General features: G+C 63.4%; 31 protein-coding genes and 1 tRNA gene. 21 read left to right on the top strand and 11 right to left on the bottom strand.

Features of this window, described 5'->3' with window-relative positions; translation table 11 throughout:
- Nucleotides 1–79 precede the first annotated feature (79 nt).
- Complete coding sequence (locus tag NO877_RS05590; RefSeq protein WP_256395335.1) at nucleotides 80–1,198, bottom strand: anthranilate phosphoribosyltransferase; 1,119 nt, start codon at nucleotides 1,196–1,198, stop codon at nucleotides 80–82.
- A 99-nt stretch (nucleotides 1,199–1,297) separates the two neighbouring features.
- Here NO877_RS05590 and ahbB point away from each other — a divergent pair, with 99 nt between their 5' ends.
- Complete coding sequence (ahbB, locus tag NO877_RS05585) at nucleotides 1,298–2,353, top strand: siroheme decarboxylase subunit beta (RefSeq protein ID WP_256395334.1); 1,056 nt, start codon at nucleotides 1,298–1,300, stop codon at nucleotides 2,351–2,353.
- A 7-nt stretch (nucleotides 2,354–2,360) separates the two neighbouring features.
- Here ahbB and NO877_RS19895 read toward each other — a convergent pair whose 3' ends face one another.
- Nucleotides 2,361–2,750, bottom strand: coding sequence for a PapG chaperone-binding domain-containing protein (locus NO877_RS19895; RefSeq protein ID WP_379827194.1), 390 nt, complete (start codon nucleotides 2,748–2,750; stop codon nucleotides 2,361–2,363).
- Nucleotides 2,751–2,788: 38 nt separating this feature from the next.
- Here NO877_RS19895 and NO877_RS05575 point away from each other — a divergent pair.
- Nucleotides 2,789–2,873, top strand: a tRNA-Leu gene (locus NO877_RS05575).
- A 536-nt stretch (nucleotides 2,874–3,409) separates the two neighbouring features.
- Nucleotides 3,410–3,898 (top strand): DUF5813 family protein, encoded by a 489-nt coding sequence (locus NO877_RS05570; RefSeq protein WP_256395332.1) that lies wholly within the window; start codon nucleotides 3,410–3,412, stop codon nucleotides 3,896–3,898.
- Nucleotides 3,899–3,905: 7 nt separating this feature from the next.
- Here the strand turns inward: NO877_RS05570 and NO877_RS05565 are convergent, their stop codons facing one another.
- Nucleotides 3,906–4,139: an Lrp/AsnC family transcriptional regulator gene (locus NO877_RS05565; protein WP_256395331.1), complete on the bottom strand. Its 234-nt coding sequence runs from the start codon at nucleotides 4,137–4,139 to the stop codon at nucleotides 3,906–3,908.
- Nucleotides 4,140–4,141: 2 nt separating this feature from the next.
- Complete coding sequence (locus tag NO877_RS05560; RefSeq protein ID WP_256395330.1) at nucleotides 4,142–4,831, bottom strand: potassium channel family protein; 690 nt, start codon at nucleotides 4,829–4,831, stop codon at nucleotides 4,142–4,144.
- 87 nt (nucleotides 4,832–4,918) lie between these two features.
- Between NO877_RS05560 and NO877_RS05555 the strand changes: the two genes are divergently transcribed.
- Together NO877_RS05555 and NO877_RS05550 are read left to right on the top strand one after the other, a co-directional pair.
- Nucleotides 4,919–5,152: an Lrp/AsnC family transcriptional regulator gene (locus tag NO877_RS05555; RefSeq protein ID WP_256395329.1), complete on the top strand. Its 234-nt coding sequence runs from the start codon at nucleotides 4,919–4,921 to the stop codon at nucleotides 5,150–5,152.
- 48 nt (nucleotides 5,153–5,200) lie between these two features.
- Nucleotides 5,201–5,518 (top strand): DUF7991 family protein, encoded by a 318-nt coding sequence (locus NO877_RS05550; RefSeq protein ID WP_256395328.1) that lies wholly within the window; start codon nucleotides 5,201–5,203, stop codon nucleotides 5,516–5,518.
- Between the two features lie 3 nt (nucleotides 5,519–5,521).
- Here the strand turns inward: NO877_RS05550 and tmk are convergent, their stop codons facing one another.
- Nucleotides 5,522–6,103: a dTMP kinase gene (tmk, locus tag NO877_RS05545; RefSeq protein WP_256395327.1), complete on the bottom strand. Its 582-nt coding sequence runs from the start codon at nucleotides 6,101–6,103 to the stop codon at nucleotides 5,522–5,524.
- Between the two features lie 84 nt (nucleotides 6,104–6,187).
- Here tmk and NO877_RS05540 point away from each other — a divergent pair, with 84 nt between their 5' ends.
- The 4 genes from NO877_RS05540 to cofG all read left to right on the top strand — a co-directional run bounded on the left by NO877_RS05540 (nucleotide 6,188) and on the right by cofG (nucleotide 10,523).
- Entirely contained in the window at nucleotides 6,188–7,075 is an 888-nt protein-coding gene (locus NO877_RS05540) for a complex I NDUFA9 subunit family protein (protein WP_256395326.1), read from the top strand.
- A gap of 340 nt (nucleotides 7,076–7,415) precedes the next feature.
- Nucleotides 7,416–8,594: a tubulin/FtsZ family protein gene (locus NO877_RS05535; RefSeq protein ID WP_256395325.1), complete on the top strand. Its 1,179-nt coding sequence runs from the start codon at nucleotides 7,416–7,418 to the stop codon at nucleotides 8,592–8,594.
- A gap of 46 nt (nucleotides 8,595–8,640) precedes the next feature.
- Nucleotides 8,641–9,267: a 2-phospho-L-lactate guanylyltransferase gene (cofC, locus tag NO877_RS05530; protein ID WP_256395851.1), complete on the top strand. Its 627-nt coding sequence runs from the start codon at nucleotides 8,641–8,643 to the stop codon at nucleotides 9,265–9,267.
- Between the two features lie 80 nt (nucleotides 9,268–9,347).
- Nucleotides 9,348–10,523, top strand: coding sequence for a 7,8-didemethyl-8-hydroxy-5-deazariboflavin synthase subunit CofG (cofG, locus tag NO877_RS05525; RefSeq protein ID WP_256395324.1), 1,176 nt, complete (start codon nucleotides 9,348–9,350; stop codon nucleotides 10,521–10,523).
- A gap of 32 nt (nucleotides 10,524–10,555) precedes the next feature.
- On the opposite strand, the gene cofH is transcribed toward cofG, so the two are convergent.
- Nucleotides 10,556–11,950, bottom strand: a complete 1,395-nt coding sequence (cofH, locus tag NO877_RS05520; RefSeq protein WP_256395323.1) for a 7,8-didemethyl-8-hydroxy-5-deazariboflavin synthase subunit CofH — start codon at nucleotides 11,948–11,950, stop codon at nucleotides 10,556–10,558.
- A 92-nt stretch (nucleotides 11,951–12,042) separates the two neighbouring features.
- Here cofH and NO877_RS05515 point away from each other — a divergent pair, with 92 nt between their 5' ends.
- Nucleotides 12,043–13,065, top strand: coding sequence for a phosphoribosylaminoimidazolesuccinocarboxamide synthase (locus NO877_RS05515; protein ID WP_256395322.1), 1,023 nt, complete (start codon nucleotides 12,043–12,045; stop codon nucleotides 13,063–13,065).
- Between the two features lie 33 nt (nucleotides 13,066–13,098).
- On the opposite strand, the gene NO877_RS05510 is transcribed toward NO877_RS05515, so the two are convergent.
- Nucleotides 13,099–14,067: a formyltetrahydrofolate deformylase gene (locus NO877_RS05510; RefSeq protein WP_256395321.1), complete on the bottom strand. Its 969-nt coding sequence runs from the start codon at nucleotides 14,065–14,067 to the stop codon at nucleotides 13,099–13,101.
- Between the two features lie 170 nt (nucleotides 14,068–14,237).
- Here NO877_RS05510 and purS point away from each other — a divergent pair, with 170 nt between their 5' ends.
- The 5 genes from purS (at nucleotide 14,238) to cobT (ending at nucleotide 17,296) form a co-directional block, all read left to right on the top strand.
- Entirely contained in the window at nucleotides 14,238–14,501 is a 264-nt protein-coding gene (gene purS, locus NO877_RS05505; protein ID WP_256395320.1) for a phosphoribosylformylglycinamidine synthase subunit PurS, read from the top strand.
- On the top strand, nucleotides 14,498–15,175 hold the full coding sequence (gene purQ, locus NO877_RS05500; protein ID WP_256395319.1) for a phosphoribosylformylglycinamidine synthase I: 678 nt from the start codon (nucleotides 14,498–14,500) through the stop codon (nucleotides 15,173–15,175). Before purS ends, purQ begins: the two co-directional genes overlap by 4 nt.
- Before the next feature lie 65 nt (nucleotides 15,176–15,240).
- A complete protein-coding gene (locus NO877_RS05495; RefSeq protein ID WP_256395318.1) occupies nucleotides 15,241–15,696 on the top strand; it encodes a DUF8097 family protein in 456 nt (151 codons plus the stop codon).
- Nucleotides 15,697–15,782: 86 nt separating this feature from the next.
- The gene (locus tag NO877_RS05490; protein WP_256395317.1) at nucleotides 15,783–16,244 is read left to right on the top strand and encodes a DUF7992 family protein; all 462 of its coding nucleotides are present in this window, start codon (nucleotides 15,783–15,785) and stop codon (nucleotides 16,242–16,244) included.
- Nucleotides 16,241–17,296, top strand: coding sequence for a nicotinate-nucleotide--dimethylbenzimidazole phosphoribosyltransferase (gene cobT, locus NO877_RS05485; RefSeq protein WP_256395316.1), 1,056 nt, complete (start codon nucleotides 16,241–16,243; stop codon nucleotides 17,294–17,296). The genes NO877_RS05490 and cobT overlap by 4 nt, the downstream gene beginning before the upstream one ends.
- Nucleotides 17,297–17,334: 38 nt before the next feature.
- On the opposite strand, the gene NO877_RS05480 is transcribed toward cobT, so the two are convergent.
- The gene (locus NO877_RS05480; protein WP_256395315.1) at nucleotides 17,335–17,766 is read right to left on the bottom strand and encodes a universal stress protein; all 432 of its coding nucleotides are present in this window, start codon (nucleotides 17,764–17,766) and stop codon (nucleotides 17,335–17,337) included.
- 166 nt (nucleotides 17,767–17,932) lie between these two features.
- On the opposite strand from NO877_RS05480, the gene NO877_RS05475 reads away from it, so the two are divergent.
- Genes NO877_RS05475 through NO877_RS05465 form a run of 3 tightly spaced genes read left to right on the top strand, consistent with a single transcriptional unit; the run spans nucleotide 17,933 to nucleotide 20,496 of the window.
- A complete protein-coding gene (locus NO877_RS05475) occupies nucleotides 17,933–18,673 on the top strand; it encodes a ThuA domain-containing protein (protein WP_256395314.1) in 741 nt (246 codons plus the stop codon).
- Between the two features lie 50 nt (nucleotides 18,674–18,723).
- A complete protein-coding gene (locus NO877_RS05470) occupies nucleotides 18,724–18,846 on the top strand; it encodes a hypothetical protein (RefSeq protein WP_256395313.1) in 123 nt (40 codons plus the stop codon).
- 54 nt (nucleotides 18,847–18,900) lie between these two features.
- Complete coding sequence (locus NO877_RS05465; protein WP_256395312.1) at nucleotides 18,901–20,496, top strand: succinic semialdehyde dehydrogenase; 1,596 nt, start codon at nucleotides 18,901–18,903, stop codon at nucleotides 20,494–20,496.
- A gap of 34 nt (nucleotides 20,497–20,530) precedes the next feature.
- Here the strand turns inward: NO877_RS05465 and NO877_RS05460 are convergent, their stop codons facing one another.
- Nucleotides 20,531–21,394: a hypothetical protein gene (locus NO877_RS05460; RefSeq protein ID WP_256395311.1), complete on the bottom strand. Its 864-nt coding sequence runs from the start codon at nucleotides 21,392–21,394 to the stop codon at nucleotides 20,531–20,533.
- A 264-nt stretch (nucleotides 21,395–21,658) separates the two neighbouring features.
- Between NO877_RS05460 and NO877_RS05455 the strand changes: the two genes are divergently transcribed.
- From NO877_RS05455 to NO877_RS05445, 3 genes are all read left to right on the top strand, one after another.
- Complete coding sequence (locus NO877_RS05455) at nucleotides 21,659–22,012, top strand: DUF7116 family protein (RefSeq protein ID WP_256395310.1); 354 nt, start codon at nucleotides 21,659–21,661, stop codon at nucleotides 22,010–22,012.
- 51 nt (nucleotides 22,013–22,063) lie between these two features.
- Entirely contained in the window at nucleotides 22,064–22,264 is a 201-nt protein-coding gene (locus NO877_RS05450) for a dodecin (RefSeq protein WP_256395309.1), read from the top strand.
- Nucleotides 22,265–22,356: 92 nt separating this feature from the next.
- Entirely contained in the window at nucleotides 22,357–22,776 is a 420-nt protein-coding gene (locus NO877_RS05445) for a universal stress protein (RefSeq protein ID WP_256395308.1), read from the top strand.
- A 65-nt stretch (nucleotides 22,777–22,841) separates the two neighbouring features.
- Here the strand turns inward: NO877_RS05445 and NO877_RS05440 are convergent, their stop codons facing one another.
- Together NO877_RS05440 and NO877_RS05435 are read right to left on the bottom strand one after the other, a co-directional pair.
- The gene (locus NO877_RS05440) at nucleotides 22,842–23,990 is read right to left on the bottom strand and encodes a DUF63 family protein (protein WP_256395307.1); all 1,149 of its coding nucleotides are present in this window, start codon (nucleotides 23,988–23,990) and stop codon (nucleotides 22,842–22,844) included.
- A gap of 89 nt (nucleotides 23,991–24,079) precedes the next feature.
- A complete protein-coding gene (locus NO877_RS05435; protein WP_256395306.1) occupies nucleotides 24,080–24,886 on the bottom strand; it encodes an inositol monophosphatase family protein in 807 nt (268 codons plus the stop codon).
- Nucleotides 24,887–24,913: the final 27 nt, after the last annotated feature.

Below are 24,913 nucleotides of genomic sequence, written 5' to 3'. Positions count from 1 at the left end.
TCGAACAGGGTTTAGGTTCTGTGGTACTGAACAGCGTCGTTCCTGATAAATCGGGACGGAATCAGCGCTGACGCGCCGGTTAGAACGCTTGTAGGTCTTCGAGAACGGCCGCCGCACTCCCGTCGGCGATCGCCTCACGGGCGGCTTCCAGTCCCGCATCGATCGAGTCGACATCCTCGCGAGCATAGATCCGGACGGCGGCGTTGAGCACGACGGCGTCGGCGAACTGGTCGTCGCGGTCGCCAGCGACGACCTCCTCGGTGATCGCCGCGGAGTCGACCGCGATATCGTCGACGTTGAGATCCTCACCCTCGAGATCCATCCCGTACTCGGCGGTCTCGATGCCGTAATCCGTAAATTCGCCGTCTGCTCGCGGTTCCTCGTCGTCAGTGCTCGGTCGGTCCGAGCCACTCCGTGGCTCGCGGGTCCACTCGGCCACCTTTGTAAATCCGGGCCGGATATCGTCGTAGCCTTCCATCCCCTGGAACATGATCACGCGGTCCATATCGTGGTGGTGGCTTTCGGCGAAGGTGTCGACCATCTTCTTGGCGAACGCGAGATGGTAGAAGGAACCGAGATGGACGTCGGCGTTTGCGGGGTTCGCCAGCGTCTCGATAGTGTTGACGAACGTCCGGACGCCCATCTGATCCCGGCGGTCGAACAGTTCGTCGATTACCGGGTTGAACGCGGGCTGATAGTAGAAGCCGAAGCCGGTGTCGTCGACCATGTCCGCCGAGTCCTGTGGGGAGAGTTCGGTTCGAACGCCGAGTTCGTCCAGGACGTGTTTGTAGGCGTCCTGCTTCTGGGTCGGTACACGGTCCCCCGAATGGGCGACGACCGGGGTACCGGCCGCCGCGGCGACGACGCCAGCGGCGACGCCGAGGATCGCACTCTTGCCCTTGCCGTCGTAGTTGGCCCCGCAGTCGACGGGGTCACAGTCGGGCTCGGCGTAGTCGACGTGCTCACACATCACGTCGGTGTAGGCGGCCAACTCCGTGGGCGTGTTTCGCTTCCAGCGGTTGGAGAGCCAAAAGGCCCCGAGGGTGGTCGGATCGGGCGCACCCGCGATGATGCGCTCGAAGGCCTCGGTTGCTTGGGCCCGTGTCAGGTCCTCTGCGGATTTGTGGCCGGAGCCACAGACCTCGGTCATCAGTCGCTTCAGGGGCCACTCGCCGAATGTTTGGGTCGCCTTCGCCATAGATTTCCTTGGCGCGTGTGATCCAAAAGCCTCCCGTTGTCTTCTCAGCGAATGAAAGACTCCGAAAGCGGTAGGTACCCACCGCCCCTACAGGAAATAATGAGTCTCGAGGCCGACTGGCGGGCGGATCTCGACACCGTCGACGCGACCCTGATCGACGAGTACCAAAGCGGCGTGCCGGTCACCGCCGACCCCTTCGCGGCAATGGCAGCCGATCTCACCGCAGCCACGGGCGTCGACCTCACGGCAGCCGATGTGCTCGACCGGGTCCAGCGACTCTCCGACCGCGGGATTTTCCGGCGGTTCGGACCGGTTCTCAATCCGCCAGTGATCGGCAGTTCGACGCTGGCAGCGGTTCGGGCACCACCCGACCGATTCGACGAGGTTGCAGCCACGATCAACAGCCACCGGCAGGTCAACCACAACTACCGCCGGGACCACGAGTGGAATATGTGGTTCGTGGTCACCGCTGGCTCACGGGAGCTGCGGGATTCGATCCTCGCCGACATCGAGGCCGAGACGGGCTGTGAAGTCCTGGACCTCCCGATGATGACCGACTACTACATCGATCTGGAGTTCCCGGTCGTCAACGACGACCGGTTCGCCCGCGAGAGTCTGGAGTCGACGACGGTCGACGCGACACGGATCTCCGAGGAGGCCACCGGCGATCTGAGTCCGCTCGAAGCCGACCTGCTGTTGGCGATTCAGGGCGGGTTTCCGCTGAGTCGGACCCCGTATGGGGATGTGGCTGACAGCATCGGAGCCGACGTGTCGGATGTCATCAGCGCGATCGATCGCTTGCTTCAAAACGGCTGTATCAAACGCATCGGCTGTGTGGTCAACCACGTCGTCACCGGGTTCAAAAACAACTGTATGGTCGTCTGGGACGTCCCCGACGAGAAACTCGACGAGTGGGGCGAAACCGTCGGCAGTCTGCCGTACGTAACGCTGTGTTATCACCGCCCCCGGCGACCCGACCAGGGCTGGCCCTACAATCTGTTTACCATGGTTCACGGCCGCGAGGCCGAGGCCGTCGACGCCAAGATCGACGAACTGGCCGCCGACTACCTTCCGGTCGACCACGAACGGCTCTACTCGACGGCGACGTTAAAACAGACTGGCGCGCAGTACGAACAGCTACTGGCCGACCAGTAGGCGGCGACTAACCGACACATGAAAGGTCGGCTGGCACCGAGGAGAATGTATGAGCGACGAGCGGCCGAAACCCAGCGAGTTCGGGACGACCGACGATGCCCCGCCGATCGAGGAAAAGCCGTACAAGATCATCTTCGAGGCGAACAAATGCTTCGGGGCGGGACGGTGTGCGGAGGCCTCGAACAACTGGGAGCTGGATCTCGAAACCGGCGTTGCCAATCCACGAGCCTACTTCCTCGACGAGTCGGAGCTCGACGAGAACGTTCGGGCAGCCGAGCTGTGTCCAGCGAAAAAAGGCACCGGGATCATCCACATCATCGACCGCGAGAAGGATATCGAGATCGCGCCCGACCCCCACGGCGACGGCTCGCTGAGCGTCGACTGGTAGTCGGAACATCGAAACCCACTTTTGTTGGATAAGCGAAGACCAACTGCGCGAGGGTGGCTGAGCCAGGCCAAAAGCGGCGGGCTTAAGACCCGCTTCCGAAGGGATCCCTGGGTTCGAATCCCAGCCCTCGCATTTCATGTCCGAACGATAGTGAGGACTGAAATCTTACTGGCTGGATTCGAAGCAGCGAGTAGCTTCGCTACGAGTGAGGTTCGAATCCCAGCCCTCGCATGAGTATGGTGCGAACGATAGTGAGGCGAGTTGGGCAAATCGGGGAGTAACCACCAATTACCATCGGGATGCTAGCCACACAGCTCGTAGTAAACTTCGGCTACTTCAGTTCGTAAATGCTCACACTCCGATGAGAATCTACACGAGGGACTCAGAGAAGCTTGTTTGGTTAGTAGAAAAAGGCTAACTCGCCCACACGAAAGGAAAAAGTCTCGCGTAGGCGAGTTGCCTTCGATTGGTCCCCGCTGACGCTTCGGCCCTCCAAAGCGAAGCGTCACCTGTATCATTAGGCCAAGTTTACTTAATAATACCGGGTGCGGAGGATACTACCGTAAGCTAGCTAATAGCACAGTCACGACGGTCGTGAGCTAGCTGGTATCGTGATCAATCAGCTGCAAAGAGCGGTGTTTTTCCGAGTCGACGTCCTGTCTCAGTGTATGAGCGAGCTTCCAGGACGGGTTCGGCGCGCGTTTGCCGACCATACGGCGTTCGAGCAGGTCGACGACGCGACCTTCGAGTCAGTCACGACCACCTTCGACGGAACCGTCGAGGCCGACGAGGTCGACGGCCATATTCGGTTCACAGTCGAAGTTAGGGTCCCCCTACTGAACAGTGTCACCGAAGACGAGGTGGCAGCAGTGGTCGAAGACGGCTGGTTCGAGACCTTCGAGCTGCGGGTCGAAGACATCGGTGGCGTGTTCCGAACCGAGCGCGATCTCGACCCGACAGTCACACGACAGGGCGAGACGATCACCGTCGAGGCGAGCTTCGAGGACATCAATGAGCAGCGTGGCGTCGACGATGCCGGAGCGATCATCGACTACGTCGAGGGGACCTTCGTGCAGGGAATCATCCCCGGCTACGAGTACACAGAACCGGTGGCAAGCATCATCGATCGTGCGCGGGAGAACGCTGGCGGCAACTGACTGAGGGCTATTCCATCGCGATGTAGGTTTGGGTGGTTTCGACGCCGCTGATCGTCTGGATACCGCTGGCAACGATGTCTTTGACCGCCCCCGGCGTCTCGACGGCCACTTTCGCAATGAAATCGACGTCACCGGCGACGATGTTGGCATCCGTGACGCCGTCGAGAGCCTCGATTTCGTCTTTGACGCGGTCGGCCTCACTGGTGTTGGATTTGACCAGAATGTAGGCAGTCACGCCCATGGTCACTCACCTCCGGCGACCGCAGCGGCCGCGCTTTCGTCGCCGACCAGCAGCTGTCTGACCTCGGTGAGTTCGGAGAACTCTGCCAGCACTGCAACCCGATCCCCAGCTTCGAGCGAATCGTCCGGCAGCGGAATCCCCAGCGGGTCGTTGGCCTTGCCGAACGCGAGGATGCGGGAGTCGGAGGGCAGGGCGACCTCACTCAGCGTGTACCCCTTCATCGGCGAGCCGTCGGTGATCGTGATCAGGACGATCTGGAGGCTCTGGGCGACATCAGCGATTGCTTGGATCGAGCCACCCAATAGCGCGTTTTTCGCCCCGATCGCGCCGAGTCGCTCGGGGTAGACGATCTCGTCGACCTCATCGGCGTACTGCTGGTAGATCTCCTCTCGGTAGTCCTCGTCGATCCGCATGACGGTCCGACAGCCGTGGTGTTTGGCGATCAGACACGCCGCGAAGTTGGCGTTGAGATCGCCCGTCAGCGCGCCAACGGCGTCGGCATCGGCGACGCCAGCGTCCTGTAACACTGACTCCCTGGAGCCGTCGCCGTCGACGACCTCGAAGGTCAGCCCGCGTGCGCGGTCTGCCTTCTCGGCATCGCGCTCGACGAGCGTCACCTCGTGGCCCTCCTGGCGGAGGACACGGGCGGTGCGCAACCCCACGCGGCCAGCTCCAATGATAATAAAGCGCATGGGAGAACGTAACACGTTCTGAGCAGATAACTGTATCCCCGCCTCCCCTGTGGGAACGTTTTTGCCCTTGGTGTGTGAGTATAACACATGGTCCACGCGTTCGTCATGGTGAAAACGGGAGTCGCTGCCTCGGAGTCGCTGCTCGGGATGGTTCGGGATCTCTCGCCGGTGTCGGAAGCCCACATCGTCGCCGGAGAGTACGATCTTATCGTCGAGCTCTCGACCGACGAGGTCTACGAGATCCTCCGAACGACCGCCAGCGAGATACAGTCTCTCGACGGGGTCCTGGAGACGAAAACGTATATGTCGTTAGAGGATTGACGGCCTCGGAGTCGGTACTCCAAAGAGTCAGCACCACGTACGATCGGTATGCTCTCGATTATCGGGTTCGCGCTGTTCGGTGGCATACTGGTCGGCCACACGCTTCTCGCGGCCGTGCTGACGCGGTTTTTCCGCCTTCGGCTCGATACGGAGTTCGGCTGGGTAATCTATGCGCTAACATTGATCCCGGTCGTCCTCTTCGTGTCGACGCTCGTCTTCACCGGCGTGCTGGGGATCGGACCGAATCTCGGCTCGCCGACGGTCGTCTTCGGCGTGATGATCGGCCTCCCGCTCGCAGTGGGGCTGACCCTCGACCTGCTGTATGTCGCCCAGCCCGACGAAGTCGAACTCCCGGAGACACAGTAGGGGTTAGTCCAACACCGTCGCAAGACGGGTTCGAACCTGCTCGGCGACCGTCTCGGGCGACTGGGTGGCGTCGACGCGGACGAACCGGTCGGGCTCGGCAGCGATCAGCCGCTCGTAGTTCTCGCTGACGCGTTCCAGATAGGTTGCCTGTTCGAACTTGTTCGTCTTGCCGCTCCGCTCGGCGGCGGTTTCGGGATCGAGATCCAGATAGAAGGTTAGGTCGGGCATCCGTGTGAACGGTTCATGGATCGACTGGACGTAGGCCACAGGGTCGTCGACCTCGCCCGCCAGCGTGGCCCCCTGATAGGCGTACCGCGAGTCGCTGTAGCGATCCGAGATGACGAGTTTTCCCTCGCTAAGGGCGGGCCGAATGACGCGAGAGAGGTGGTCGGCATGATCAGCAGTGTATAAAAACAGCTCCGCGAGCGGGTCGGCCGTCTCTTCGTCGATCGATCGGTAGACCGCCTCGCCGTACCACGACTCGGTCGGCTCGCGCGTTCGGACCGCCTCGGGGTAGGCGTCGCCTAACGCGTTCCAGACGGTGGTTTTGCCGCTCCCGTCGAGGCCCTCTAGGGTCACGAGCATACACCCTTCTCCGAGCGGTCGATTATCAACGGTTCGCTCTCGGGGCGCGCTACCTTTAGGTCGATCCGGTGAGATGTTACTGGTATGCAAGTGTTAGTAGCCGGCGGGAACGGATTCATCGGCACGAACCTCGTCGACGAACTCCTCGACCGCGGCCACGACCTAACGGTGCTGGCACGGAATCCCGACGCCGCAGCCCTTCCGGACGGCGTCGACACGGTGAGCGGTGACATCACCGCCTACGATTCGATCGAGTCGGCCCTTGAGGGCCAGGACGTTGTCGTCAACCTCGTCGCGCTCTCGCCGCTGTTCAAACCGAAAGGTGGCAACGAGATGCACGACGAGGTCCACCGCCACGGCACCGAGAACCTCGTTGCCGCCGCCGAGGAGAGCGGCGTCGACCGGTTCGTCCAGATGAGCGCCCTCGGTGCCGATCCCGACGGACCGACGGCCTACATTCGAGCGAAGGGAGGGGCCGAAACCCACGTTCGGGAGTCCGACCTCGATTGGGTGATCCATCGGCCGTCTGTCGTCTTCGGCGAAGGGGGAGAGTTCGTCTCCTTTACCAAGAAGCTCGCCCCGCCGTTCGTGGCCCCGCTGCCCGGCGGCGGCAAGACCAAATTCCAGCCGATCTGGGTGGGCGATCTCGTTCCCATGCTTGCGGCTGCCGTCGAGGACGACGAGCATGTCGGCGAAACGTACGAACTCGGCGGCCCCGAACAGTTGACGCTCGCGAAAGTCGCCAAACTGGCCCACGGAGCCGATGGCCGCTCGGTGACCGTGGTTCCGGTGCCGATGGGACTCGCCGGGGTCGGTCTCTCGGTTGCCGGATCGATCCCCGGCTTTCCGATGGGAGCCGACCAGTACCGCTCGCTGAAGTTCGACAACACGACCGACGACAACGCGGTTGAGGCCTTCGGCCGCACTGAAGCCGACCTCACGTCGCTCGGCTCGTATCTCGGTGTCGAATAGACGCAACTGGCGGTAACCCGATTAGGGGCGCACGTGATTCTGTCCGGTATCTAGATCCGAGGATTCACTTAATGATCGCGCGCGAGCGGAGCGCGTCGGGCGTTCGTCAGCCGGGTAGCAGACACCTGTTAGTTATACTGTGTCTTATACCCGGTTATGCCAAATTTAATGACATCCTACTACCGGTAGTGCCGAAATACATTCTTAACGAGAATCCTGTTTATTCAGTCTTCTATCCGCGTGATTCGTTGATTTCAATTACTCATGAAAACTTACCTGATCACAAGCTTTATATTCGCTTTCCGACTGTACTTGTGCCAATGGCAAGGGGAGACAATAGATGAAACTCGCAATGATCGGCTTCGGCCAGGCCGGAGGCAAGATCGTTGATAAGTTCCTCGAATACGATGCCGAAACCGGATCGAACATCGTTCGAGCGGCTGTCGCGGTCAACTCCGCGAAGGCCGATCTCATGGGATTAGAACACATCCCGGAAGAAAATCGCGTACTCATTGGCCAATCACGGGTCAAGGGTCATGGTGTCGGTGCGGACAACGAACTCGGCGCGGAGATCGCCGAGGAGGATATCGACGAGATTCAGGGGTCGATCGACTCCATCCCGGTCCACGAAGTCGACGCCTTCCTCGTGGTCGCCGGACTCGGCGGCGGCACCGGCTCCGGTGGCGCACCCGTGATCGCCAAACACCTCAAACGGATCTACACCGAGCCCGTCTACGGGCTGGGTGTACTGCCGGGCAGCGACGAGGGTGGGATCTACACGCTCAACGCGGCGCGATCCTTCCAGACGTTCGTCCGCGAGGTCGACAACCTGCTCGTCTTCGACAACGACTCGTGGCGCAAAACGGGCGAATCCGTCCAGAGCGGCTACGACGAGATCAACAGCGAGATCGTCCGCCGGTTCGGCATCCTGTTCGGTGCCGGTGAGGTCAGAGAGGGCCAGGAGGTCGCCGAATCGGTCGTCGACTCCTCGGAGATCATCAACACGCTCTCCGGTGGCGGCGTCTCGACGGTTGGCTTCGCCGAGGAGGAGGTCGAAGAGACGTCTTCAGGCGGCCTGCTTTCGCGGTTCCGTGGCGGAGAGGACGAGGACACCGCCGACACTGCCCACACGACCAACCGCATCACGAGCCTGGTTCGAAAGGCTACACTCGGTCGACTTACCCTTCCGTGTGAGACCGACGGCACCGAACGCGCGCTGCTAGTGATGGCTGGTCCCTCGAAGTATCTCAACCGGAAAGGCATCGAGCGCGGTCGGAAGTGGCTCGAAGAGCAGACCGGCAGCATGGAGGTCCGCGGCGGCGACTATCCGACCGACGGCTCGGGTCGCGTCTCCAGTGTCGTCCTCCTGTCGGGCGTAACGAACGTCCCGCGGATCAAGGAGCTCCAACAGGTAGCCATCGAGGCCCAGGAGAACATCGACGAGATCCGCAACGAGAGCGAAGAGAACCTCGAAGGGCTCGTCAACGAGGACAGCGACGAGCTCGAATCGCTGTTCTAACCGGTCTGTAGCGACCACTCTTGGTCGCCCATCCCCTCGAATGACTATGCGCTGTTTCGTTCCCTTCGCAGTCGAGGCTCCCAAGAGCCGCCTTGCGCCGGTTCTCACACCGGGCGAACGGCGGTCGTTTGCGACCGCGATGCTCTGTGACGTACTCGACGCGCTCGATACCGCAGGCATTGCGGCAACTGTTCTTTCGACAGCCCCGATTACCGACGACCGCGTGACCGACCGGGCTGCAGTCACGGTCGACGACCGAGCGCTGACAACGGCGGTCAACGCTCGTCTCGCGGAAGAGACACCGACGCTTATCGTAATGGCCGATCTCCCGCTCGTAGAGCCCGCCGACATCCAGGAGCTCCTCGCCAGCGAGGCCGCCATCTCGATGGCTCCTGGACTCGGGGGCGGAACCAACGCATTGGCCGTTCGCGAACCTCGCTTTCGGGTCGACTACCACGGGGCCTCGTATCTCGACCACCGGCGGGCGGCCGCCGATCTCGGCGCGACCGTCGGGACCGTCGACTCCCGACGGCTGGCGACCGATATCGACGAGCCCGAGGACCTCGCGGAGGTGCTGATTCATGGCACGGGTGCGGCCCACGACTGGCTCGCCGACGCCGGGTTCGAACTCGATACCACAGGTGGTCGGGTGGGGATCCAGCGCGACGGGTAGGGCGCAGTTAGCCGCCGACTAACCCGATCGAACTACCGGGAGCCGAGCCGTTTTTGAACGTCCGACACCGAGAGGTGGCTATGTTTCCCGCGGCCGACGAGTACGATATCGACGTTTCGGTCGACGAGGCCGCCGTCGACGTGCTGCTGTCGGTGACACCCCGTGATGTCGCCGCTCCCGACGAACTCACCTTCTCGCGGAACGTCTTTTTGCCGCTGACGACCGCCTGCCGATACACCTGTGGCTACTGTACCTACTACGATGTCCCTGGCGAGGCGACGCTCATGGAGCCCGAGGCGATTCGGAGCGTCCTCCAAACCGGCGCGGACGCTGGCTGTACGGAGGCGCTGTTTACGTTCGGCGACAAGCCCGACGACCGCTATACGGCGATCCACGACCAGCTGGATTCGTGGGGGTACGACTCGATCGTCGATTATCTGTACGCCGCCTGTGAGATGGCCATCGAGGAGGGACTGCTCCCCCACTCGAATCCCGGCGATCTCACCCAATCGGAGTTTCGGCAGCTTCGGGAGGTCAACAGCTCGATGGGCGTCATGCTGGAGACGACCGCCGACGTCGACGCCCACGCGGGGACCCGCCGCAAAACCCCCGGCCAGCGACTCAACACGATCCGGGCGGCGGGCCGTGAGGGGGTTCCGTTCACCACCGGCCTGCTGGTCGGCATCGGCGAGTCCTGGCGGGACCGCGCCGAGAGCCTGCTGGCGATCGCCGAGTTTCACGAGCGATACGGCCACATCCAGGAGGTCATCGTCCAGAACGTCGTCCCCAACGAGCGGTCGTCGTTCGACCAGCCGTCGGTCGAGACGATGCGACGGGTCGTGGCGATGGCCCGGGTGGCGCTCCCCCAGTCGGTGTCGGTCCAGGTGCCGCCGAACCTCTCGCCCACCCGAGAACTGATCGGTTGTGGCGTCGATGATCTCGGCGGCGTCTCGCCGGTCACGGACGACTATATAAATCCGGACTACGCGTGGCCCGCCCTCGACGAACTCCGCGAGATCGCCGCCGATTCGGGGCTGGATCTCTACGAGCGACTCCCCGTCTACGATCACTATCTGCCGGAGTCGATCCGGCGCGAGGAGGTCGACCCGGCAGGCCGACCACCGGAATCCGCCGGTGGCGAGGCCGATGGGTGGCTGTCGAGACGTATCGAAGGCGCACTGACCGAACAGTCGGCGGCCGGGCAGGGCTACCGACGCGTTGCGGGCCGGGAGTCGCCGCTCACTACTCCTCAGTAGCTGTTTTTAAATTAGGCGTCTGCTACTCGCCGTTAGTCGTCGGCTGAAACGGGTGATTCGGCGGGTTCGTCGGGCGACAGCATCGGTGTGCCGTCGGCCCGCGGGCCGAGTGTTGGGCCATATGGGCCACCGGCGATCTCGATCGGTCGTTTGGTCTCGTAGTCGGTCGACCGTTCGACCGGACGGCGGCCGATCGCGTCGATCATCTCGACGTAGTCGCCGACGCTTCGGAACTCGCCGTAGCTCCCACCGGCGCGTTTGGTGATCTCCTCGGAGAGGATCGTCCCCATAAAGTCGTTCGCGCCGCAGTTGAGCAGTTTGAGCCCCTTCGCGTTGCCGTATTTGACCCACGAACTCTGGATGTTGTCGATGTTGTCGAAAAAGAGCCGCGAGACGGCGATCATCAGCTCGTCCTCGGCGTCGCTCGCGCCGCCGTCGACCACGCCGTGTTTGTACAGCGGCGTGTTTTCGTGAACGAACGACAGCGGCACGAACTCGGTGATACCACCGGTTCGGTCCTGGAGGTCTCGAACCCGCTTGAGATGCATCGCCCGATGCATCTCGTTTTCGACGTGGCCGTACATGATCGTCGCCGTCGTTCCGAGTCCGGCGGCCATCGCGCCAGCCATCGCCTCAAGCCAGTCGTCGGTCGTGATCTTGCCAGGACAGATCACCTCACGGACCTCGTCGACGAGGATTTCGGCGGCGGTACCGGGCGCGGTATCGAGCCCCGCCTCGCGGAGTCGGCCGTACACTTGCTGGTAGGACCACTCTGTCCCACGTCGGGCATGGTAGGCCTCCTCGGGAGTCATCGAGTGGACGTGGATTCCGTCGACGGACATCGCATCGATTTGGTCGGTATAGGTTCCGGGGTCGGTCGTATAGTGGGCGGGCGGTTTGTAGTTGACCTCGCGTTCGGGGTCATCGTAGCCCGCGAGGATCTCGTGGTGTTCGTCGTCAAGGGCGAACGCCGGGTGGAGTCCCGACACCGAACAGACTTCGGAGATCCCCATATCGAGGGCCTCGTCGACGATCTCGCGGGATTCGGTGGGCGTCTTGGTGAAGCCAGCGTGGTCGATCTCGGAGTCGGCCTCGAAGTTATGGGCCGTATTCTTAAAATTGCAGAACAGACAGCCCACGTTACAGGCGGTAGTGACGTTGTTGTTGAGGTTGGCGACGAACGTGACATCCTCGCCGACCATCTCCGCGCGGCGGCGGTCGGCGAGCTCCAGGACAAGCTCCTTCCGGCGGGGGTCGATCCCCTCGCGGTCGGTGCCGGTCGTCAGGAGTTCGACCGCATCGTCGACCGTGAGGCGGTCACTACCGCGGGCCTTGGCGAGAGCGTTCTCGAAGGACTGATCGGTCTCGGGGGTATGCTCGAACTCGAAGTCCGCTGGCGAGAGATCGGCGGCCGACCGGCGAGTCATTAGTGGAGGTTGACGGTCCCAATTAAAAAGAGGTCGGTCACCGGAGACGCGGAACTGAAAGATTCATACGGGCGGCAGTCGGCGATACGAGCATGACGAGCGTCAAGGAGTTCCGCGTCGACAGCGAGCCGACCGACACCGAACTCGGTGCGGGGCGGTTCGTCTTCACCGACGCCTACTCCGTCTTCGACTGGGGGCAGATGCCCGACGCCATCCCACACAAAGGCGCGAGCCTCTGTACGATGGGCGCGTTCAATTTTGAACTGTTGAAAGAACAAGGTGTTCCGACACACTACCGCGGCGTTGTCGACGATGGGGATGTAGTCGATCTTGCGGACTGTTCGGAGCCACCGACCGAGATGGCGATCGAACTCACGCAGGTGCCGGATCTCCCATACGACAGTGAGGCGGGCTACGACTACGAGAGCTACCACGAAGCCGCCGCCGAGAACTTCCTCATTCCGCTTGAGGTCGTCTTCCGCAACACCGTCCCGGTCGGCTCCAGCCTCCGCAAGCGTGGCGAACCGCACGATTACGGACTCGATCTGGATGCGTGGCCCGACGAACCGGTCGACCTCCCCGAGCCGGTCGTCGAGTTCTCGACGAAATACGAGGAACAGGACCGGTATCTCTCCCGGGAAGAGGCCGACCGGATCGCCGGAACGGCCTCGATTGCCGAACTCGAATCGGTCGCCCTGCGGGTCAACGAGATCATCACCGACCACGCCGAGTCTGTCGGCTTCAGCCACGAAGACGGTAAGATCGAATGCCTGTTTTATAATGGAACTGTCGCCGTCGCGGATGTCGTCGGTACGTTCGACGAGAACCGGTTTTCCTACGGCGGCCACCAGCTCTCTAAGGAAGTCATCCGACAGTACTACAAACGCGAACAGCCCGACTGGGTCGAGGCCGTTTCGGCGGCCAAAGCCGACGTAGCCGACGCCGACATCGCCGACTGGCGACAGTTGTGTGCGGTCGACCCCATCGGCCTGCCGGACGAGGTAGTCACGGCCGTCTCGGAGATGTACGCTGCGGGAGCGAACTCCTACACCGAAACCGAGTGGTTCGACGTACCGTCGGTCGATGAGGCGGTCGACCGACTGACTGATATTTAAAAAGAACCCGCGTTAGTCGTCGGCTACGATTCGTTAATCGTCTGCTACAGTCGGCGCATCACGTTTTTCGAGGTCGCCGTCGACTGGTTCTTTCGGATTGGCCTCCTGGGCTTTCTCGGAGAGCCCGAGCTGGTAGTCGGTGGGATCGGCCTCGTCCCGAAGGCTCGTCCGGCCGCGGTGGACCGAGACCGCATCGTCAAGGTGGAGTTCGACCGCCTCAAGCAGGGCCTCGGCTTCCAGCGGCTGGCCGCGGGCCTTGATCTCGTCGATAAGTGCATCGTCCGGTACATCAAACGCGCGTTGGGTGATGATGGGCCCCTGATCGAGATCGGTCGTCACGTAGTGGGCGGTGACGCCCGCGATCCGGACGCCCTCCTCTTTCGCTTGGCGGTAGGCCGCCGCGCCGGGGAAGGCAGGCAGGAGGGAGGGGTGGATGTTGATAATGCGGTCCTCGTAGCGGAAGACGATCTTCGGGCCGAGGATGCGCATGTACCGCGCGAGGACGATGAGGTCGACGTCGTGTTCGGCCAGGATGTCGAGCATCCGGTCCTCGTCGGGCGAGCCCTTGCCGTCGCCCACGTCGTAGAACGGCACGTCGTGGGCCTCGGCGAGTTCGCGGAGGGTGCCGCGGTTGCTGATAACCGCCGCGATCTCCACGTCGAGTTCACCGGCATCCGAAGCATCCAGGAGCGATTCGAGACAGTGGGACTCCTTGGTGACACAGACGGCGATCCGGCGGGTTTCGCGGTCACTGGGGAACCGGACCTGAATCTCGACGCCGAGTTCGCGGCCGAGGTCGGACAGTGCCTCACGGAGCTCGTCGGGGTCAGTCTCCATCTCACCCGTGTCGACGCGCATCGACATCCGGAACAACCCATCTCGAACCGCCTGATCGAGGTCCTCGATGTTGATTCCGCGCTCGAAAAGCAGGGTGGTGACTCTCGCGATCAGTCCGGTCTTGTCGCCGCCGATAACCGTGATCTCGGTGAGTTCGGTCGTCATGGCGACACCTCCACGCCGCTGTCGAGTGCGGTCATTACCGGCCGATAGCTACCCGAAGCCAAAAACGTGTCCATCCGGAGAGTGTCAGCTAGCTATGGGAGATATCCACGAACGTGCCCGAACGCTCGGGTTCCAAAAGAGCTTTTGACCACGCTCGCCCAGCCTCAGCTATGACTGCCTACACCGCGACCGTCACCGTTCGGTTGAAACACGGCGTGCTCGATCCGGAAGCCGAGACGACGAAACAGGCTCTCGACCGACTGGGCTTCGAGCTCTCTGCGCTCCGGTCGGCCGACCGCTACGAGATCGACCTCGAGGCCGACGGGGCCGACGAGGCCGAAGCCCGCGCCGACGAGATGGCCGAACGCCTACTGGCCAATCCCACGATTCACGACTACGAGGTCTCGGTCGTGGAGGCCGCTGCGGCCCAATGACGGTCGCCGTCATCCAGTTCGGCGGCTCGAACTGCGACCGGGATGCGGTACGGGCGCTGAACTATCTCGGTATCGACGCCGAGCGTGTCTGGCACGAGGACGGCTTGCCGGAGGATACCACGGGCATCATGCTCCCCGGTGGCTTCTCCTACGGCGACTATCTCCGCGCTGGCGCGATGGCCGCCCGCTCGCCGATCATGGCCGAAGTCCGGGAAGCTGCCGACGACGGCGTGCCCGTCCTCGGCGTCTGCAACGGCGCACAGGTCGGCTCGGAGTCGGGGCTCACCGCTGGGGCGTTCACGACTAACAAGAGCGCGCGCTTCCAGTGCGAACACGTCCACCTCCGGGTCGAAAACGCCGATACGCCGTGGACCGAGGAGTTCGACGAGGGCGACGTGATCGAAGTCCCCATCGCCCACGGCGAGGGTCGCTTCGAGATCACTGACGAGCGCTACGACGAGCTCGAAGCCAACGACCAGATCCTCTTCCGGTACTGCGATGCCGACGGAAACCTCACTGACGAGGCCAACCCCAACGGGTCGACCGGCAACGTCGCAGGTATCCTCGGCGACGACGACTCGGTCGCCGTGTTGATGCCCCACCCCGAGCGGGCGACGCTGCCGGATGTCGGCGGCACCGACGGCGCGGACGTGCTGACCGGCTTCCGCGTGTAGATCTACTACCGGGTGAGGTTCGTGTTCGGGAAACTGGTTTAGTTGTGGTTTCCCATACAGACCATATGGCCTCCTGGCGAACGAAGGCGCGATACCGGTGGCTGATGAGTGCGGTCCAACTGCTGTTTTATGGCTTTTTTCGATACAAAGCGAAACAGTACGTGGATGTCGACCGCGAGGATCTGACACCGGAGGACAGCCCGACAACGGCGCTGTGGGCAGGGGCCTCCCAAAGCGGGTTGACCGCCTCGCTGTCGCCGACACATCTCAGTATTGGGTTCGTCAAATCAGTGCTCTATGAGATCGTCTACGATTACGATCTGTGGGGTATTCGACAGTCACGACGAACACAGCTAGTCGTAGCTGTCGCACAGATTGCAGTCCAGCGGCGCATCGTCGGTCAATCACCCGGATCGAGGTTTAATTACGATCTCGGTAGGTGTCTCGGTCAGTTGCTGTACCGCACCCGGTATGGGCTCCTCGGCGAGCCACGAGGCGATGGGACAACTGCGGACCAGTAGCATGTCAGCGTCGGCGCGTCGCTCGTCGCTCGTCGCTCGGTTGCGCAAGCCGACACGATTATTCTGCCAGCACGGCGAGTGAGGGTATGAGCTTAGATGTCGACACCCCCGAGCCGCCCACACTGGAGGCGGTCGACCCCAACGAGTACGACGACGCCGAGGTGGTCGGCGACACCGACTACAAGCGAGCCGAAATCGAGGACTTCCTCCAGGAGGGCGCGTGGGACGAGGCCTTCACTGCGTGGGCCGCCGACACCAACCTCGACGAGGACGCCTACCGGATCGTCCTCGACCTCGACCTCCTCTCGCGGTTCGATTTCTTCTGGGATTCCTTCGCCGAGCGCGTCGGCTACCACGCGCCGGGACTGCCCGAAGACTGGAAAGAGCGGGATCTCCACCCGGAGCTCGACAGTTGGTCGACGGTCTCGTCGATCAACGCGAGTTTGACCGAACTCGGCCAGGAGGTCTGTGACGTGCTGCTCGACTCCTACATCGACTGGGAGACGGAGTACGAGGCCCCCGACGACCTGCCGGATTTCGGTGAATGAGCGGCGATTCCACGACGGCCGACCCGCTCGACGTATCGATTCCGCTCCTGGACGACGAGGCCCGCCAGACGGCACGCGACAGACAGGCCGAACTCACCAAACCACCGGGAAGTCTCGGGCGGTTGGAGACGATGGCCGCCGAGATCGCGGCCATGCAATCGACGACCGAGCCGACGGTCGACCCCGCGGTCGTCGTGACGATGGCCGCCGACCACGGGGTCGTCGCCGAGGGCGTCAGCGCTTACCCCCAATCGATCACCGCGGCGATGGTCGCCAACTTCTGTGACGGCGGCGCGGCGGTCAGCGCGCTCTGCGATGCGGAGGGGATCGAAAACGTCATCGTCGACATGGGCGTTGCGGGCGAGGTTCCCGAAAGCGTCGTCGACCACTCCATCGCCGACGGGACGGCCAACATCGCCGCGGAGCCAGCGATGCGCCGCGAGCAGGCACTGACCGCGATCGCGGCCGGTCGGTCAGTTGTCGAGGAACACGCTTCCGAGGCAAGTCTGATCGGCCTCGGTGAGATGGGAATCGGCAACACGACATCCAGCGCGGCGATTACCGCGCTGCTGACCGACACCCCAGTCAGTGCGGTCACGGGCCACGGAACCGGCATCGATGAGGAAACCAAAGCGAGGAAGGTCGCGGTGATCGAGCGGGCCATCGAGACGATCGACCCCGATCGGACCGATCCGGTTGCGGTCCTCCGGTCGGTCGGCGGCTTCGAGATCGCCGGACTAGTCGGCCTCACCCTCGAAGCCGCCAGTCGACGGACGCCAGTCGTCGTCGACGGTTTCATCGCCGGAGCCGCAGCGCTCCTCGCGGCCGAAATCGAGCCGCGAGTGACCGACTACCTGCTGGGATCACACGAGTCGGTCGAACCCGGCCACGAGGCGCAGTTGAACGCGCTGGATCTGGAGCCGTGTTTCGAGTACGGAATGCGACTCGGCGAGGGAACCGGCGCGGCAATCGCCGTCGGCGTCTACCGGGCGGCATGTGCGGCCCACAACGGGATGTCGACGTTCGCCAAGGCGGGACTCGATGGCGAGTAGGCAGTGACTACGACGGCTCGGTCCCGATGGACAATGCGTTAGTCGGCGGCTTCGGTCGGGAGCACGATCAGCGGTTGATCGACTTTTCTCGCGAGCTGGCCGATGACGTTCTCCGAGAGCAGCCGTCGCCACACCGACTTTTTGCGTGGCGTCAACACGATCGAGTCGGCGGCGTGTTCGGCCGCGGCATCCAGGATCGTCTCACTGATATCGGTGCCGTACCAGATCTCGCCGGTCGTCGGAATCCCGACCGCGTCGAAACAGGCAGTTGTCCGCTCGAAGACGGTCTCGGCGCGGGCTTCGACCGCCTCGGTGTCGGCGTTCCGCCGTTTCTGCTTGACGACGTGGATGACGAACACGCGGCAGTCCTTGCCCGCCAGATACGGAACGACGGCCTCGCAGGTGTTTTCGGCGTCCTCCTCGTCGGCGATCGGGAGCAGGACGTTCACTTCGACGAATGAGCGTGGCATAGGTCCGGTCGACCGATCGAGACGGTCGAACACGTCCACCTAGGGCCACCGCGGATTTAGCTGTGTTCCGTCGCTGGGGTGACTGTCCGGCGGAACCGGTGATCGATGACAATCGGACAGCTACCTCGACACAACCACTCTTGAGGCGGGCGAGCGTCGACGGCGTATGACCAGCGTCACCGTCTGGAACGAGTACCGCCACGAACGCGACAGCGATGTCGTCGCCGAAATCTACCCCGACGGCATCCACACCGTCATCGCCGACGCCCTCGAATCGGCCGGGTTCGACACCCGAACCGCAACCCTCGATGAGCCCGACCACGGGCTCACCGAGGACGTGCTCGAATCGACCGACGTACTAACGTGGTGGGGCCACGCGGCCCACGAGGAGGTCCGCGAGGAGATCGTCGACCGCGTCCACGAGCGTGTCCTGGAGGGAATGGGCCTGCTCGTCCTGCATTCGGGCCACTACTCGAAGATATTTAAGCGGCTGATGGGGACCTCCTGCTCACTTAAATGGCGAGAGGCCGCCGAGACCGAGCGGCTCTGGGTCGTCGAGCCGAGCCACCCGATCGCCGACGGGATCGAGGAGTACATCGAGATCGACGACGCCGAGATGTACGGCGAGCGGTTCGATATCCCCGCGCCCGACACGCTCGTCTTTAATTCGTGGTTCGAGGGCGGCGAGGTCTTTCGGTCGGGCTGCTGTTACCGCCGCGGCAACGGTCGGGTCTTTTATTTCCGGCCGGGCCACGAGACGTATCCCGTCTACCACAACGAAGACATCCAGCAGGTGCTCGTCAACGGGGTTCGCTGGGCCGCACCGGGCGAGGGGCCCGAGCCGACCTTCGGGAACTACGAACCCCGCGAGGAGATCGACCTGAGCGACGACCGGACCGTCCACTGAGAACGGCCTGCGGCACACCAGCTAAGTGGCTGCCATCCCTATCGGCCCCAATGAGTTCCGACAACTCGGGCAGCGGTGGCGGGCTCACCCTCATGTTCGCCCTCGGCGGGTTCGCACTGCTGATCTTCCTGCTCGGAATCGGCGTGATATACTATCTCAGCTATGGGCCGTGATCAGGGCGAGACGCTGCCACAGCTATTTACATCGACACCGCCGACGACTGCGTAATGTCATCCGGCCGTTCGTCAGCGCCGTTTGCGGAGACATCGCTCACCGGAGACCGACTCGACCGACTCGCCGGTCGCGTTCGATCGACCGCCAGCGAGACCATCGCCGTCGAGGCCCCGGCGACGACTGACCGGATCGGCACCGTTCCGGCCTGCGAGAAATCGGACGTCGACGCCGCGGTCGGGGCCGCCCGGGAGGCCCAAACGGAGTGGGCCGCAACGCCGATCGACCGGCGGGCCGCGGTCATCGACCGCTTCAGCGACCTGGTCGTCGAGAACCGAACGAAACTCCTGGACCTCGTCCAACTCGAAACCGGGAAATCCCGACAGACCGCCGTCGAAGAATTGTTTTCGGTGCCGTCGGCCTGCGAACACGCTGTCGATCGTGGCCCCGAAGCGGTCGCCGACGAGCCACGCGGCGGCGGAATTCCGTTGCTCACCACCGCGACGGTGAGCTACGAACCGGTCGGCGTCGTCGGCGTCATCTCGCCGTGGAACTACCCCGTCACCCTCTCGATGGCGGACGTGATTCCGGCGCTGGTCGCGGGCAACGCGGTCGTGCTCAAACCCGACGAGAAGACGCCGTACGCCACCCTCTTTCTGGCCGAGTTACTGGAGCGTGCGGGGCTTCCCGACGACACACTGCGGGTCGTCACCGGCGACGGCGAGGTGGTCGGCCCGGCGCTGATCGATCGGGTCGACTACGTCGCCTTCACCGGCGGCACCGAAACCGGGCGGGCGGTCGCCGAACGCGCCGGGCGAAACCTGATCGACTGCTCGCTGGAACTCGGGGGCAAAAACCCGCTTGTCGTCCTGGACGACGCCGATGTGAGCGAAGCTGCCCGCGGGGCGGTCACCGCCTGTTTTTCGAACGCGGGCCAGCTCTGTCTCTCTGCCGAGCGGATCTACGTCGACGAATCGGTTTACGAACCGTTCCTGGAAGCGTTCGTCCGTGAGACGCGCCAACTGACGCTCGGAACCGACTACGATTACGACGCCGAGATCGGCTCGCTGATCGACGCCGCCCAACTGGATCGCGTCCGGAGCCGGGTCGACGAGGCCCGCGAGGCGGGGGCGACCGTCCACACCGGCGGCCAACATCGCCCCGACGTCGGGCCCTACTGCTACGAGCCGACGATTCTCACCGGCGTCGACCCCGATTCGACGGTCGCCTGCGAGGAGACCTTCGGGCCCGTCGTCTCGGTGACGCCCGTCGAGAGCACCGATGCCGCGGTCGACGCCGCCAACGACTCCCCCTTCGGGCTCAACGCGAGCGTCTGGACCGGTGACCGGGCGCGTGGCCAGCGGGTTGCCCACCGGATCGACTGCGGCACCGTCTGCGTCAACGACGGCTTCGCGGTGGGATGGGGAGCCGTCGACGCCCCGATGGGCGGGTTCGGCGACTCGGGGCTGGGCCGCCGCCACGGGATCGAGGGGATCAAACGCTATCTGGAGGCTCGAACGGTGGCGACCTCGCGGGTCGGCCCACTGGCCCCGCCGGATCGACTCCCGATGGGGTGGGTCGTCGAAGGAGCCAGCATCGCGCGACAGACCGGGCGTCGGCTTAAAAAGGCTGCCCGGTCGCTGCTGCGGTAGCCGGTGGCTACTGGTCCGCTGTGGCGCTGTTCGGTTACGATTCCGGGCCGTAGCTCTCGCCCTCGCGCTGGTCGGCATTTTTCCGACGAATGGCCGCCGAGGCCTGAGCAGCGTCGTAGCCAAATAGGACGTCTTTGGCGTAGGTGTCAGCGACCTCCGCCGCGTGGATGAGGTTGTCGACATCGACATCGACCGCGTACAACTCCACTGAAAAGGGTGTCTCGGGTTCGTTGCCGTTTAAATTGTAGTCGCCGCCTAACGCGGTTCGGAACCCACGAGTGATGGTTTCGAGCCAGTAGGTCGTCCCGTACTCGGTGTCGTAGAGCGGGACGACGAACTCGTCGACGTAGTCGGCGAGCGCGTCGAGATCCAATCCGGCCCGTTCGTAGAGGTGTCCTGGATACGGGTCGGGATAGAGGGTGAGGTAGGTGCGACCTGGAATCCGACTGCTGGCCGCGGCGACGAAGTCGGTGATGACCGAGGCGCGCCACTCGCGGCGGTCGTCGTACTCGCTGTCGGCGAATCGCTGATTGCACCGCTCGCAGTGGCAGTAGCCCTCCCGTGGGAAGCCGACATCGTCGAGCCGCACGTCGGGGTTCGCCCCGGCGCAGTCCTCGATGATCTCCAGGAGGCCCTCGCGGTAGGCGTCGTGGGTCGGACAGATGTAGGCCCAATCGAAATACTGCCGGTCGCGGGTCGCCTCGTTGCCCGCGGCGTCGACCGGCACGAGATCCGGGTCCTCGCTGGCGGCGGCGTTGTCGCCGAAACAGGAGACCATGTTGACCGCGCTGTCGATCGGTTCGGCGGGGCGGCCGCTGACGTCTTTGACCTCGTAAAAAGCGCGTTCGAACTCCGGCCAGTCGACCTCGGGCACGTTTCGCGTGACGACGCCGTACATGACCGGGGGTTAGCCGCGGTAGTGGGTAAGTGGTTCGCTACTCTTCGACCTGCACTTCGACGGGTTCAGTGTCGCCCGAAAACAGGGCGTAGGCCAGTACGACAACGACGAGAACGCCGATGAGTTTCGCTTTCGTGGACATACTCCGGTAGAGGGACGGACCGCTTAAATTTCTTTCCTGCGGTGACTGATTCGTGACGGGCCGGTGACCGACCAGATATGTGTGGCAAGCTTTATCATAGGTGGTGACGTAGGTCCAACTGGATGGCCCCTGTTACCATACCACCGACCGAAGAGGCCAGGACCGTGTTCCGACGGCTCGGCTACGCCATCAGCGAAGAGGACAGCGAGTTCGTCGCGGAACGAAAGTGGCGGCGCGTCCGTGTCACACCGCTGTGTGCGGACGACGCCAAAAAGCCGGAGTCAGTACTCGGCGAGGAGTCCGACGAGGGGCTTCGGCTTCGCTGCTTCGTCACATGGATGCAGTGTACAGGGGAACTTCGGGAGTATCTTCGGTCGGTCAAACCTCCGTACGACTGGGCGATCATCGGCGTCGAGGAGGACGACGACGAGGCCTTCGAGGTCGTCCACCCCGACACGACGCTCGCGCCAGCGTAGCTGTCAGCAGCGGGTGATTTTTTGAGGGAGTATGCCGAACTCGTAGCTGCGATGGTACACAAAAAAGTCACACTGATCGGCAAGAGTTCGGAGAGCTTCGATGCGGCCGTCGACGACGCGATCGACCGCGCCCAGGCGACACTCGACAACGTCCACTGGATCGAAGTCGAGGAGCTGGGTGTCGAACTCGCAACCGTCGAGGACCGAGAGTATCAGGCGGAAGTCGAGGTTGCCTTCCAGCTCGAGCAGTAGCCGAACCGCTAGCCGCAAGACGGAGCTGCGGCTCACTTCCTGTTTTGCCGGAGCGATAGCCTCTTTGCTTGGAGTCATCGATATCGACACAGATGACGCTCGTTGTGGTTCCGGTCCGGTACCCGCTTACTGCCCACTCGAAGGCGACGCTCCGCGAGGCGATCCGTATCTCCGCCGACCGCGGTGGTGAGCTGTCGGTGCTGCACGTCGACCTCTATCAGGACAGCAACCACGTCAGCCGGACCGAACTGAAAACGGCGGTCGAACGCGAGTTCGGCGAGCTCCAGCAGGCCCGCTATGTCGTCCGCCGTGGCTTTCTGGTCGAGGAGACGATCCTCGAAGAGATCGCCGCCGAGAAGGCCGATATCGTCGTGATCGGCTCCGGACAGGCCAGCCAGTGGAAACGGATGGTCCAAAAACTCCTCTCGGACCCCGACATCGGTTCGTATCTCCGCGAGAAACTCGACTGTACGGTGATCACGGTCGACGCGGACGGAAAAACCGACGAGTAGCTTCTGACTCGTCCGGCGAGTCCCCACCGATGACGCCGACGGGGAGCCGCCGACTACTTATATATTTATACCCCAAACGTCGCTCGGAGCATATCACGGGTTCCGGGACCGAGGCCGACAGCGACCACTGCGACGAGCAGGAGGATCGTGTACCGCGGCGTCTCCTCGAAGAGCTCGTCGTTGAACACCCAGACGAGGAACGTCGCGGCCGCCAGTTTCACCAGCAGGAACGGCCACGCGTCGCCGGTGACCGCGAGGATCGGCTCGGGCAGCACGGCGCCGGTAATATTGACGATGGCGGCGTTGACCGGGTGTTTCGGGACGAGGTTCGCCCCCGCACCGAGGGCGGGCATCCAGTCGAGGCCGACGACGTTGGCCATCCCGTCGACAGCGTGGGCCCAGATGACGACACCGCCGATAAACCCCGTTCCGGCGTTGAGTTCGGGATAGCTCGCCCCGATGAGCTTCCAGACGAGCAGTGCCGAAAGCGTCGCCCCGGCGAGGGTCACGAGCAACACCTGCGGATAGATGGTTACGTAGTCGGTCGTCAGGCCGAGAACTGTGAGGTAACCGACCGACGCCACGAGCAGCGTGGTTCCGATACCGGCCAGTGGGTACTCGTAGGCGTCGACGTAGTCGGCCGATTCGAGCCGGACGCTCACGAGAACGGCCGCCAACGTGAGGCCGAACACTGTGACGTAGATGAACGGGCTGATGATGAGCGCACTCACCGGGAAGGAGATCAGCGGCTCGACGCCAGCATCGAGTGCCGCGATCCCGGCGTCTTCGATCGTCCGCAGCGCGCCACCGAACAGCATGAACGGGAACAGCGCGTAGAAAAAGCGCCGGTCGGTGCCGAGATCGAGCCGCCGGAGCAGCAAGATTGCGCCGAACAGTGCGAACAACAACGTGAATATGTAGCCGATCTCAGAGACGATCGTGTAGCCCGGATAGGCGACGATCTGTCCGGCGGCTTCGGCCTGCGTACAGGCCGCCGAGCCGCCGAACTCGACGGTGCCGCCCGAGCGGATCGCACACTGTGCGCCGTTGCCGTCAGCGACAACCGGGCCCCAGAAGTACTGCCAGAGGAACCGGCCGTAGACGAGCTCGCGAAACAGCAGCGAGCCGATGAGCAAGGCGGCGACGATAGCGCTACCGGTGCCGATCCAGAGCCGTTCGGGGGAGGTATCGAGCCGCTCGGAGACTGCAGCCATTGGGTGACTGTGTGGCGGTCAAGGAATTGAGCGTTCCGGTCGACTGTAGGCCGGTCGCCCGACCGCGGTCGGCGCTACTGGCGGCGACCTCAGTGGTCGACGATCCCGTCGGTCGCCGCCTGCATCGCCTCGTGGACCGCGCCGTTCGAGATAACCATCCCGGTCGAGTCGTGTCGCCAGCGGTTGCCGTGAATATCGGTCACGGTGCCACCCGCCTGTCGGACCATATGAACACCAGCGACGCTGTCCCACGGATGGGCCTGTAGGTCGGTAATTCCGCCCTCGATCGAGCCATCGGCGACCAGTGCAAGAGTGGCCTGTGCGGAGCCGAACCGCCGCAGATCGTCGAACCGCTCGACGATCTCACGGGTCGCCGCGGCGTAGGCCCCCCGACTGTCGGTGTCCCACCAGAGCATCGGTGCGACCGTCGACAGCTCCGGCTTGCTCGTCTCACTGACGCTGATCTCAGTGCCGTTCCGGTAGGCCGCCGTCCGGTCGGCGGTGTAGCTGTCTTCGAGGGCGGGCAACACAACCGCCGAGCCGACCGGCTCGCCGTCGATCACCGCGGCGACTGCGGTACCCCAGACTCGAATCCCATCGACGAAGTTGTTGGTGCCGTCGATGGGGTCGATGATCCACGCCGCGCCCTCGTCCGGGACCGTTTTTAAGGCATCCTCCTCCTCGCCGACGATGGTGTCGCCGTCGAACTGCGATTCGATCACCTCGATCACCCGTCGCTGGGCCGCCCGGTCGGCCTCAGTGACGAGATCGGTCGCTGAACTCTTGGTCTCGGCGTCGATACCGGTTCTGAACTGCTCGACGGCGAGCTCGGCCCCGGCGGTGGCTGCACGCTCGGCAACGGACGCCCGTGTATTGTCAGTGTTGGTCACACTCATAGACCGTCTCGATTTTATCTATATCCG

It is taken from the genome of Halohasta litorea (assembly GCF_024494645.1).
GTDB classification, from domain to species: Archaea; Halobacteriota; Halobacteria; order Halobacteriales; family Haloferacaceae; genus Halohasta; species Halohasta litorea.
The sequence above is the reverse complement of the archived record's forward strand: the minus strand, read 5'-3'. Positions and strand labels throughout refer to the sequence as shown.